Genomic DNA, 11,801 nt, shown 5'->3' with positions numbered 1-11,801 from the left:
GTTGCATGATGTGTTCTCCCTTTCAGAAAATTAAACAGCGGGAGACATAAAAGCAACGATCTCTGCCGGGAATGTAACGCGTTATGATACCTCACCTCAGCAATCGACTCAGAATCTTAAACCAGTGCGGCCTGTTAATCCTCATCCGGGCCAAAAACATCCTGTCATTCGACCGCCTATATTCTGAGATATCACGCCATCAAATCGCGCCATTTCACCATTTTTTCACTAAAATCAATAAGGTCTCCATCCACGCTGAAGCGGCCATCGCCCTGATGGTGGACCAGACGCACATTTCGTCGCGAAGTATCGAGCCATATCCGTTGAACTTCCAGAACCCATAGGTTATAGCGCCGCGCCCAGCTATCATCGACCACCTGGCACTCCAGGTTAGCCCAGCATTCACGTACCAGAGGCGCATTGACCGTTAGCGCGGGGGCAGGTGTCAGGCCGAAACGCGCAAATTTGTCGTCTGTTTCGCCCGAACAATTGCCGATGTCGACGACTTTCTCCGTGAGTTCTACAGTGGGTACGGCCAGTACGCACTCACCGGTATCAGATAATGCCTGATGACTGTAATCCCAGGGGCCGATAATCGCGCCGACCAGAGGCGGGGCGTGCTGTATCATCATGTGAAACCCCATGGTCATCAGATTAGTACGGCCATCTATCCCCCGGGTGGATACCAGAACTACAGGGCCGGACTCCAGAATACGGTACGCTTTGTCCGCAGGTAGGCTGTCATGCATGATATATCCTCCTGAATGAAAATGAGGGGCATGCGCTGTTCACACGCCCCTTAGGGGACAGGTTATTAATCATCGAAATCCGTGGCATCTGACGCGATTCGCCAGTCCTCTAGATCCTTACTCACCGCCTGCATTTTCTGTTTTGCAAGGGTGTTGGCAATCTTACCCGCGAAAAGATGTACCGGTGATTCGTCAGCACGGGCCGCTTGCAGTATCAGGGCCGCGACTTTATCAGGGTCGCCAGCCTGCTTCCCATCCAGACCGTTGAGATGCAGATCCAGCGAAGCCTGAGCTTCGGTGTAGTCTGAAATCGAACGCTCGGCCACCACCAGCGTGTCTCTGGACAGAAAGCCGGTGCGCACCGGTCCCGGATAAACCACGGTTGCCTTGATGTTCAGCTCGGCCAGTTCGGCAGCCAGTGTTTCGGTCAGACCGGCCAGCGCGAACTTGCTGGCAACATAACTGCCCCAGCCTGCGTAACCGCCCTGGAAGCCCACGATGGAGGCCACGTTGAATATGTGGCCGCTGCGCTGGCCGCGCAAATGCGGCAGGGCATGACGCAACACGTGCAGGGGCGCGAACACGTTGACGTCAAAATTGCGGCGCAGTTCGGCATCGCTCAAAGCCTCGATGGTCCCTTGTTGGCCGTAGCCGGCATTGTTGACCACGCAGTCGATGCGTCCGAAGGTGGCGATGGTCTTGTCAATGGCGGCTTGAACGCTCGCTTCATTAATCAGATCCACTTCCAGCGGTAGCAGCCGTTCGCTGCTGTCGCCGAACGCCTGACGCAGGCTGGCAAGTGTACGGGATGTGGCGGCCACACTATCTCCGCGTGCCAGTGCCAGACGGGCCAGCGAAAGGCCGATGCCGCGTGCCGCGCCGGTGATAAACCAAACTTTAGAAAAGTGTGCTTGTTGTTGCATGGATGAGGACTCCTGTTGTTGGAAAATGAGTTGTATTACTGAATGGCGACACTCATGCCGCCATCGGCCATCACCACCGAGCCGACAAGGTAACTGGCCCTGTCCGATGCAAGGAAAATCGCAACCTCTGCGATTTCCCCGGGGTGGGCTGCGCGACCAATGGGTGCTTTGCGGCCATGCTCTGTCAGATATGCCTGCCCGTCGGGCTGGATGGTATTCGTGATGTTTGTCACGGCATCACCAGAGCCCACCGCGTTGACACGAATACCGTGGCCAATAGCCTCCAGCGCGAGCGTCCGGGTTAACTGAGCCAGCGCGCCTTTGGATGCGGCATAGGCGGCGATACCGGGAAAAGACTGGTAACAGGCGTAGGAGCCAATATTGACGATTGCACCGGAACCTGCCGCTCTCATTGGACGCATGGCTTCTCTGGAGAACAGGAATGCACCGGTGGCGTTGACTGCCATGACCTGATTCCATTCCTCAAGCGTCATTTCCGCCACCGGCCGATTAATGATGATGCCAGCGTTGTTGATCAGGATATCGAGGCGACCGAACTGTTCCAGTGCAGTCTGTACCGCCAGTGCTGCGCTGGCTTCCTGCGTGACGTCGGCGACGACTGGCACGATGCCTTCGCATGCCAGCGCGTTGACGTTATCTCCACGGCCAACGGCGACGATACTCGCTCCCTGCTGATGTAATCGTTCGACGGTTGCCAGGCCGATTCCGCTGGCAGCACCTGTGACGATGGCAACACGACCTGCAAATGGCATGGCCCGGGTAGAAGAGCTTGCTTCTGACATGAAAACTCCTGGTAGATGAAAAGATGTTTACGATTAATAACGGCTGGCCGTGGGACGGATGATGAGCTCGCTGACGTCCACGCCATCGGGCTGTGCGATGGCATAAGCAATAGCCTGCGCTACGGCTTGCGGAGGTAAGGCAATGCGTCGGAATTCGCGCATGGCGACCCGGGCCGTTTCGTCCGTAATATGATCGGCAAGCTCCGATTCGACCACACCCGGGCTGACCAGTGTCACCCGGATGGCGTCGTTCTCCTGCCGCAGTCCGTCTGAGATGGCGCGTACCGCGAACTTACTGGCGCAATAGACAGAGGCAGTGGGTGAGACCGTATGCGCACCAATGGAGCCGATGTTAATGATGTGACCATAACCCTGTGCCTGCATGAACGGCAGGACAGCGGCAATGCCGTGTAAAACGCCACGCACATTGACATCCAGCATGAGATCCCACTCCGCAACTTTCAACGCTGCCAACGGTGAGAGGGGCATAACGCCGGCGTTGTTGATGAGTACGTCAATGCGTCCGTGCCTTGCCTGCGCCATGGCTACGATGCGTTGCAAATCTTCTGGCCGCGTGACGTCGAGTGCCATCACATCAATATTTGCCCCTTCCGACCTCAGCTCAGCCTGCAATGCTGTCAGTCTTTCCAGACGTCGGGCACCGATGAACAGATGATGCCCCTGCCGGGAAAGATGACGAACCGTGGCCTCACCGATACCACTACTGGCACCGGTAAGTATGACCACCTTAGCCGCTTCTGATGCTACTGGTTTCATGTTCCCTCCTTGCTTATCTTCGACTGTTACAGGAATAGCCGTGGGAATATCGAACAGGCAGGTATCATAAAGAGGGGGAATCATCGGCGACAGGTCTAACACTCTTGCGTTATTGCCTAATCCTATTAGCCGTATTGCTTTTTAAGCATTTAAAGCGCAAAAATATCACCACTAAGTCAGTTGAACAGGTCTGTTCCATGTCAGAAATAACGCCCTTTATGTCCAGACAGTCCGAAATGGCGGCGATGATCCGGCAGCTTGCCCCACACGAAGGCCACACCCGTACGCTGCTTGATGGCGTGCGTCTGATGCGTGCAGATGGGCCGTTGGGGCGTACGCCCGTGCTCTATGAGCCGAGCATTATTATTGTCTGTCAGGGACACAAACGCGGCTATCTGGCCGACAAGGTTTACCACTATGACCCTCTGCACTACCTAGTGCTGTCAGTACCTCTGCCATTCTCAAGCGAGACCGATGCCAGCCCGGAAGAACCGCTGCTGGCTGTGTCCGTTCGTCTGGATATGACCGCGGTGGCAGACCTGGTCATGGCTGTTGATCAGCATGTCAGCACCGCATCGGGCACGCCAGTCGGCATTGTCTCGACGCCACTGGACGACACGCTGGCAGATACGACAATTCGTTTGCTGAGAGCATTGTGTTCACCGCTTGAAGCCCGGGTTCTGGGGCCAGGGATCGTGCGCGAGCTGAGTTTTCGTGTTTTATTGGGTGAACAGGGCGTTGCTATCCGTGCCGCACTGGCTTGTCATGGCAACTTTGGACGCATCGCCCGGAGCCTGCGGCGCATCCACAGCGACTACGCCCAGTCGCTGGACGTGGCTTCACTGGCGCGTGAAGCTGGCCTGAGCGTGCCGGCTTTCCATGCGCACTTTAAAACCGTCGCGGCCACTTCACCCATCCAGTACATCAAATCAGTACGTCTTCATCAGGCAAGACTGATGATGATCCGCGACAACGTTACCGCAGCAGGGGCCGCAGCCCGGGTCGGTTACGAAAGCGCATCGCAGTTCAACCGGGAGTTTAAACGGCTATTTGGTCGCAGCCCCGGAGAAGAGGCACGTAAAATGCGCTCAGCATTCGCACTGATGGAGCCCGCTCAACTTGAAGCCGCCACATCGATGCATTAATACGCATTTATCTTTAATTTATGCGAACACATTGAAAGCATGTCAGATAGATACACTGAGAGTTTTGTACTGGCGGCAGGTCCTTGTGGACTTCACGAATGATGAAGGCAAAAATGTCTCGCAACCTGGCGTGAGACTGCGCCAACCATGGCCGATGATATTCGGCTCCGGGCTGAACGGAGCCTTGCTATCAACGCCCGGTTGTCAGGCTCTACACGATTTATAAACCCAGCTTGTCTTTCATCTCCTTTTCTTCAATGGCTTTGGCAATGGCATTTCTCATCACCTTCAGGATAATACCGCTGAACATGGCCGTTAAACCGACAGTAAAGAAAGCCGTAACAGCCAGGTCCACTAACCAGAACCCTGAATGAACAAGAACAGGCCTGTAAATTGCCACACCCGCAAAAACCACCCAGTGGCTGAAACAATAAAAGCAACTGAACAGATAGCCAATCATGGCATTTCTTTTGACCATCCATTCACGCAATGGACGGAACATTTCCTGCTGCGTTACGGTAATTGAAATACAACTGGACATCAGCGCGATGACCAGACAAACCCACAACTGTTCTAAAACGTTATCGAATGACATAAAAAATACTCTCTGTAAGGATTTCATGTAATAGTATAAGATACATGAAATCTTGCGACTTATGCAACAACAAAAGTTTCATAAGTAAACATACAGCAAACAGGAATCAACAATGAGAAAAGACCACCGACTATCCCGGGCGTTACATGTACTGATTCATATGGATAAAATCCGCGATCCCGTGACCTCCGAAGATATTGCTTCGATGATCAATACGAATCCGGTCGTGGTCAGACGCCTTTTTCAGGGGCTTAAACAGGCAGGCATGATCCATTCTGAGAAGGGCCACGGCGGGGGCTGGACACTTCAGCAATCCCTCAGCTCGATTACCCTTCTTCAGGTTTTCCATGCTATTGGCAGTACTGAACTTTTTTCAATAGGCTGGACGAATGAGCACGATAAATGCCTGATTGAGGATGCGGTCAACAATGAAATCAGTGATACGCTTGAAGAGGCGAGACGCCTGATTACGAACCGCTTTTCTGAGCTGACCCTTGATAAGCTTGTGCCGGACGTTCTTAAACACCCTTAAATTCAACAGCCGGACTCATAGCGTCTGGCTGTTGAATGGTTGTTATGACTTATTCGGGCTGAAGCCTGTTATGTTACCGGTTGTTCATCAGGCGCGTCCGGTGGTATGGCCGAGTGCAGAGGCTTCCCTGATATTTTTCGGGCAATGAGGTAAAAGACGGGCGTCATAAACAGGCCAAACAGGGTTACGCCAAGCATACCAAAGAACACCGATATTCCGATTGCCTGACGCATTTCAGCCCCGGCACCATGCGATACCATCAGTGGTATCACACCCATAATGAAGGCCAGAGAGGTCATCAGAATAGGGCGAAGTCTGAGACGACATGCTTCCTTTACCGCGTCGTAAGACGACTTACCTGACAGTTCAAGTTCACGTGCAAATTCAACGATAAGAATGGCATTTTTAGACGCCAGTCCGACAAGAACGATAAATCCTATCTGCGTAAAGATATTATTGTCCCCGTGTGTAAGCCATACTCCGGTCAGGGCGGAAAGAATACTCATTGGTACAATCATAATGACGGCTAGCGGAAGCGTCAGGCTTTCATACTGGGCGGCCAGTACCAGGAATACCAGAAATACACACAGCGGAAAAACCCAGACGGCACTGTTGCCTGCAAGGATTTGCTGGTAGGTCAGGTCTGTCCATTCATACTCTACGCCAGGTGGAAGTGTTTTCTTCGCTATGCGTTCAATCTCGTCCATTGCCTGGCTGGAAGAATAGCCCGGAGCCGGAGCGCCACTGAGATCGGCCGCTGTATAACCGTTATAACGGGTAACCAGTTCAGGCCCGTGTGTGGACTCTATATGGGCAATCGCAGACAGCGGTACCATATCGCCATCGGCATTTCGGGTCTGTAGTTTCAGTATATCCTCCGGCGTAGCCCTGTACTTCGCGTCAGCCTGCATCCTTACCTGATAAACACGACCTATGAAATTGAAATCATTGACGTAATATGAGCCAAGATAGGTTTGCACTGTTTCGGTGATATCGCTGATGCTCACCCCTAGCTGCTTGGCCCGGTTCCGGTCAATATCGATATTCAGCTGCGGAACATTATTCTGGTAAGTAGAAAAAAGTGGCGTGAGCACGGGGGATTGAGCGGCTTCGGCCTGAAAGCGTCCAAGCACTTCGGCCATTCTGTCGTAACCAACGTTACCTCTGTCTTCGAGCTGCAATTTGAACCCCCCCAGCGATCCGAGGCCCATAACCGGGGGTGCCGGAAATACAGCCGCAAAATCCGCATTTGGGAGGGACCGGTATCTGGCATTCAGAGAAGCGGCAACATCATCTGCGCTGATACCCTGCCGCTGATCAAAAGGCTTAAGGAGGATAAATGTCAGACCGGAACCTGAACTGGTGGTGGTGCCGTTTACTGAAAGCCCCGCGTAGGAAGACGTGGATGACACACCCGGTTCACTTCGTGCAATTTCATTCATTTTTTCCAGCACTGCATCAGTTCTGGACAGGGATGCACCTGCGGGAAGCTGCACAAAGCTGATCAGGTATTCTTTATCCTGAGAGGGGATAAATCCCCCGGGTATCGCCCTGCCCAGAAACAGCGTTAATATCAGTAAACCGCCATAAACCATCATAATCAGTAGCTTACGTTGTCCAAGCGCGCCGACACCTTTTTCATATCGCCTGGCGCTACTGTTAAACAGGCGGTTAAAAACAGTAAAGAACCGACCGCAATACCGATGCATGATACGGGTAAGCCAGTCACTTTCTGAACCATGCGGCTTCAGGAGCATTGCTGACAGTGCCGGCGAAAGCGTAAGAGAATTGATGGCGGAGATGATCGTCGATACTGCAATGGTCACGGCGAACTGCTGATAAAACCTTCCAGTCAGGCCACTCATAAAAGCCAGTGGAACAAACACGGCGCTCAGCGTCAGTGCGATCGCGATAATGGGGCTACTGACCTCCTGCATTGCCTTGCACGCGGCCTGATATGGCGTCATACCTCTTTCTATGTTTCTCTCCACATTCTCCACAACGACAATGGCATCATCAACCACGATGCCTATAGCCAGGACCAGACCAAAAAGGCTCAGCGCATTAATTGAGAATCCGAACAAATACAGGAAAGCCATGGTACCAATTATCGATACAGGAACGGCCAGCAGAGGAATGATGGAGGCCCGCCAGGTCTGGAGAAAAAGAAAAACGACTAGTACCACGAGGAGTACGGCTTCAAAGAGGGTATGGATCACAGCCTCAATGCCGGACTTAACCGATTTGGTTGGATTGTAAGCTATCTGATAGTCCAGACCCTGTGGGAACTGTTTTTTCAGTTCCTCCATGGTGCTGTTAACCTGTGCAGCAATATCCAGAGCGTTCGCACCGGGAGATTCCTGTATGGCCAGCGCTACCGCCGGCTTTTTATCCAGGTAAGTACGCATGGCATAATTTTCTGCAGCCAGTTCGATACGGGCAACATCTTTCAACAATGTTGTTCTGGTGTCCTGCCGGGCATGAAGCACAATGTTGCCAAACTCTTCTGCTGTTTTAAGCCGACCGCCGGCATTCACGGACAACTGCAATGGCGTTTCTTCTGTCATCGGTGCTGCGCCGACACTTCCCGCAGGCGACTGCGCATTTTGCTCACGGATCGCTGAGGCGACATCGGATGTCGTCAGTCCGCGGGCTGCCATCGCAGCAGGATTGAGCCATATGCGCATCGCATAACCGCCGGGGCCCCATACGGTGACCTGGCCCACACCATCAATACGCGAAAGCTGGTCTTTGACGTTGCGTATAGCGTAATTACTGATGTAATTGTCATGATATCTGCCATCAGGCGATATCATATGGACAGCAAGCGTGATATTCGGCGAGCTTTTATTGGTCGTCACACCAAGCCGCTGGACATCTTCTGGCAAACGGGGCAGCGCCTGCGACACCCTGTTCTGAACCCACTGCTGTGCCTGGTCTGGGTCAGTGCCCAGCCTGAATGTCACTGTCAAATAGAGATTGCCATCTTCATTTGAAAGCGACTGCATATACAGCATATTTTCCACGCCATTAACGGTTTCCTCTATTGGTGCCGCGACTGTCTGCGCAATAGTGGCTGCACTGGCCCCAGGATACTGAGCATGAACGATGACGGATGGAGGGACGACCGGCGGGTATTCCGACACCGGCAGACGAAACATAGCGATAATGCCTGCCAGAACAAATAACGACGACAGTACACCGGCAAAAACCGGCCTGTCGATAAAGAACTTTGATAATTTCATTATGGCTTCCCTTCCTGGAGCTGTGAAGAGAGGGGAGCGTCTTTGCTGATCCTGACGGTATCCCCTGGCCTCACGAGCTGTGCTCCCCCGGAAATGACTTTGTCACCTTTACTGAGACCATTTTCCACAACAATCCGTGTTCCCTGCCTGCTTCCCAGCTCAAGCGCTCGATATTCAACTTTGTCATTATTTCCGACAACAAGGACGTAACGTCGGTCCTGGTCGGTGCGTATCAACGTCTGGTCAATCAACACGGCCTGGTAAGGTTTACTCGCCTGGAGCCTGACACGAGCCTGTAAACCGGGAAGCAGCCTTGATGATGGATTATTAAGAAGCGCGCGCATCCTGATAGTGCCGGTTTCGGTACTGAGACGATTATCTACAGAATTAAGGATGGCTTTATGTGGAAAGTTTTTTTCATCGGCCAGACCAACCAGCACTTCAGGCCTGTCTTTTTGGGAAAACTTATCGATATAACGCAGGTAGGTTCGCTCATCCGCATTAAAAGCAACATACACGGGATCAAGGGCGACAATTGATGCAAGAACTGAGCTGTCGCTTCCGGCTGCGACCAGATTACCAACCGTCAGTTCCGCTCTGGAAATACGGCCAGATACCAGTGCGGTGATCCGGGTATAGCTTTCCTCAAGGCTGGCGCGTTCAAGCTCAGCGCCGGCAATATCTCTGGCAGCTTTCGACTCTTGGGCAGCATTCACCAGAACATCGAAATCCCGCTGTGAAATAGCATGGGTCCCAATAAGTTTTTTACCCCGGGAGAGGTCCAGCAATGCCAGATCCTGCTTTGCTTTTGCCTGTGCATAGGCCGCACGGGCCCGCTCCAGTTCAGCCTTATAGGGCGCTGGATCGATAACGAATAAAATATCGCCTTTCCTGACCAACTGACCATCCCTGAACTTAACATCAACAATTGCGCCCGCGACTCTTGAGCGGACAGTGACCTCATCAGTGGCCTCCAGTTTCCCTGAAAATTCAACCCAGTCGTTTACAGTCTCAACAACTGCCGGTGTTGTTTGCACCGTCTGAAGGCTTGTTAATTCCAGAGCATGCGCATCGGGTATAACGGTCTGTTTTAAAAACAACGTTCCGATGACAGCAATCACAACGGTTAGGCACACTACACGTCGTTTGAACGATACAGTCATAAATCAATCCAGAAATCATTTAATTATTAAACTGAGTGTTAGGTAGTCATTGACACTTAACGCCATAGCCTTTGCCTGAGATGCTTCATTGATGCGAGCACGCTGTCGGCTTTTCCAAGCTGACATCAAAAGGTAAAGTCATGTAACTTCATATGAGTCATGATCAACCTTATCACAGGAAACTATGAAAGTTACATGATGTTTTTTGCGTGTAGTGCGTTCCTTTCTGTGTAAATGACTACAATAGAGACGGGTCGGTGGGGGGATTATGCGGGGGGCGCATTTTGGCTCCACGCCGGAAAAGAGACATTCGGGGTCACTTCATTATCGAACCAACCTGACCCCAAATCTGACCTCCATTTTTTCCCGATGCGGAGGGAACACTGACAATGTATCGGGAACGCTTTGTTCCTGAAGTTATTCAATAAAAGGATGAAAAGCAAAAATCCCGCTTAAGTTTCCTTAAGCGGGATTTTCTAAATTTGGCTCCTCTGACTGGACTCGAACCAGTGACATACGGATTAACAGTCCGCCGTTCTACCGACTGAACTACAAAGGAATCGGTTAAGTGCGATGGATAATAGCCGGAGCATTTCGGGTTGTCAAAGCTTGTTAGCGAACGGCGCGTTTGATTGACGAACTAATAACCAACGCATTGAAATTATTGCTCAAGTTGAACGCCAGAATGGTATGAAGGTGCTGACTGGTGGGCCGGTTGCACTCTAACATGACAATGGATGCTTTAGAATGATGCAGAGTGGACATTAGCCTGGAGACTCATCTCCTATTCCAGCCCAGGGATACCGGTCCACAGAGGCATTGTTTTTCCTTATTTTATTATGGGTTATCAGGGCATATCACTTCCTCTTCACCAGAAGAATAAAATATGGCGCGTTTTTTGCTACCTCTTTAGTGTAACTACTCAGGAGGCAGACATGAATTTTAGACGGCTCAAGTATTTTGTGAAAATCGTTGATATTGGTAGCCTGACACAGGCCGCGGAGTCGCTGCATATCGCACAGCCAGCACTGAGCCAGCAGTTGGCGACACTGGAAAGCGAACTGCAAAACCAGCTTCTGGTGCGGGGTCGGCGCGGTGTTACGCCGACCGAAGCAGGGAAAATTCTTTATTCTCACGCGCTAACGATATTGCTACAGTGTGAACAGGCAAAGGATGCGGTGAACAGTACAAGGCAATCACTGCGTGTGTAGATATTAACAAAGCCAGCCATTCCACGATGGCTGGCTTTTGCTCTGATGTCTTTGTTTTATTTGTCGTTAGAGTAAGAAGTCTAATTTTCATCGTTGTGAAAAAAGTCACAAGTTACAGAGGGGGATTTCTTTAGTTTAAAATAAACGGGTTTTTATTTATCTGATTTGTCTATTTTCAATTTCATCTTAGATCTTAGCGGCTGTGCGAATAACGTTGTCTTAAAATACGCAGAGACACTAGCAATCTGACCATTCACAGTGTTACATTAATCTTAGTTATGTTTCCCTTTATTCTGTTCATCAAGAGCAGATTTTAGCTTATGGCGTATGGTGGTTATTTTTTTGATTAAGGAGTTCAAATGAATAATATTCTCTCGCATCTCTTAATGAAGTTGGCAGAAAAAGAAGTTGGAGAAAAAGAACTTAACGCCAAAATTGACTCACTCGAAATACTGATCTCTGCCATTGTTTCAACATTGGATGAGGGGAAACTCAATGAGTTAAATAAGAAGATTGAAAGCGTGGTTGCTGATGCCTCTTTGCGGGGAGGTGAGTGCAATGGTTTGGCGGTGGAATTATTAGCAGAGAATTTAAACCGGATAGAAACTGTTTCATTTGGGAAGTAATTTTCTTATAAATCAATGTTGATATGATGAAT

10 protein-coding genes, 1 tRNA gene and 1 pseudogene are annotated in these 11,801 nt (G+C 51.0%); 4 read left to right on the top strand and 8 right to left on the bottom strand.

The window, feature by feature from the left end; all coding sequences use genetic code 11:
* Nucleotides 1-191: 191 nt before the first annotated feature.
* From EDC54_RS07660 to EDC54_RS07645, 4 genes are all read right to left on the bottom strand, one after another.
* Nucleotides 192-749: a flavin reductase family protein gene (locus tag EDC54_RS07660; protein WP_132454827.1), complete on the bottom strand. Its 558-nt coding sequence runs from the start codon at nt 747-749 to the stop codon at nt 192-194.
* A gap of 65 nt (nt 750-814) precedes the next feature.
* Nucleotides 815-1,672, bottom strand: coding sequence for an SDR family oxidoreductase (locus EDC54_RS07655; RefSeq protein ID WP_132454825.1), 858 nt, complete (start codon nt 1,670-1,672; stop codon nt 815-817).
* A gap of 35 nt (nt 1,673-1,707) precedes the next feature.
* On the bottom strand, nt 1,708-2,445 hold the full coding sequence (locus EDC54_RS07650; RefSeq protein ID WP_230514489.1) for an SDR family NAD(P)-dependent oxidoreductase: 738 nt from the start codon (nt 2,443-2,445) through the stop codon (nt 1,708-1,710).
* Nucleotides 2,446-2,508: 63 nt separating this feature from the next.
* Nucleotides 2,509-3,252: an SDR family oxidoreductase gene (locus EDC54_RS07645; protein WP_132454821.1), complete on the bottom strand. Its 744-nt coding sequence runs from the start codon at nt 3,250-3,252 to the stop codon at nt 2,509-2,511.
* Between the two features lie 197 nt (nt 3,253-3,449).
* Here EDC54_RS07645 and EDC54_RS07640 point away from each other — a divergent pair, with 197 nt between their 5' ends.
* On the top strand, nt 3,450-4,397 hold the full coding sequence (locus EDC54_RS07640) for an AraC family transcriptional regulator (RefSeq protein ID WP_230514488.1): 948 nt from the start codon (nt 3,450-3,452) through the stop codon (nt 4,395-4,397).
* 220 nt (nt 4,398-4,617) lie between these two features.
* On the opposite strand, the gene EDC54_RS07635 is transcribed toward EDC54_RS07640, so the two are convergent.
* Nucleotides 4,618-4,992, bottom strand: coding sequence for a hypothetical protein (locus tag EDC54_RS07635; RefSeq protein ID WP_132454819.1), 375 nt, complete (start codon nt 4,990-4,992; stop codon nt 4,618-4,620).
* Between the two features lie 112 nt (nt 4,993-5,104).
* Here EDC54_RS07635 and EDC54_RS07630 point away from each other — a divergent pair, with 112 nt between their 5' ends.
* A complete protein-coding gene (locus tag EDC54_RS07630; RefSeq protein WP_132454818.1) occupies nt 5,105-5,524 on the top strand; it encodes an Rrf2 family transcriptional regulator in 420 nt (139 codons plus the stop codon).
* Between the two features lie 68 nt (nt 5,525-5,592).
* On the opposite strand, the gene EDC54_RS07625 is transcribed toward EDC54_RS07630, so the two are convergent.
* From EDC54_RS07625 to EDC54_RS07615, 3 genes are all read right to left on the bottom strand, one after another.
* Nucleotides 5,593-8,769, bottom strand: coding sequence for an efflux RND transporter permease subunit (locus EDC54_RS07625; RefSeq protein ID WP_132454816.1), 3,177 nt, complete (start codon nt 8,767-8,769; stop codon nt 5,593-5,595).
* Nucleotides 8,769-9,932 carry an efflux RND transporter periplasmic adaptor subunit gene (locus tag EDC54_RS07620; protein WP_132454814.1) on the bottom strand — a complete coding sequence of 388 codons (1,164 nt, stop codon included), beginning with the start codon at nt 9,930-9,932 and terminating at the stop codon, nt 8,769-8,771. The genes EDC54_RS07625 and EDC54_RS07620 overlap by 1 nt, the downstream gene beginning before the upstream one ends.
* A gap of 483 nt (nt 9,933-10,415) precedes the next feature.
* Nucleotides 10,416-10,491: transfer RNA gene (locus EDC54_RS07615), tRNA-Asn, on the bottom strand.
* A 376-nt stretch (nt 10,492-10,867) separates the two neighbouring features.
* Between EDC54_RS07615 and EDC54_RS07610 the strand changes: the two are divergent.
* Nucleotides 10,868-11,137, top strand: a pseudogene (locus tag EDC54_RS07610) (LysR family transcriptional regulator); the annotation flags it as partial.
* A 365-nt stretch (nt 11,138-11,502) separates the two neighbouring features.
* On the top strand, nt 11,503-11,769 hold the full coding sequence (locus EDC54_RS07605) for an anti-adapter protein IraP (RefSeq protein ID WP_132454811.1): 267 nt from the start codon (nt 11,503-11,505) through the stop codon (nt 11,767-11,769).
* Nucleotides 11,770-11,801 lie beyond the last annotated feature (32 nt).

Source organism: Samsonia erythrinae, assembly GCF_004342665.1.
Taxonomy (GTDB): domain Bacteria; phylum Pseudomonadota; class Gammaproteobacteria; order Enterobacterales; family Enterobacteriaceae; genus Samsonia; species Samsonia erythrinae.
Note: the sequence above shows the minus strand (reverse complement) of the source record. Positions and strands in the feature narration are given on the sequence as shown.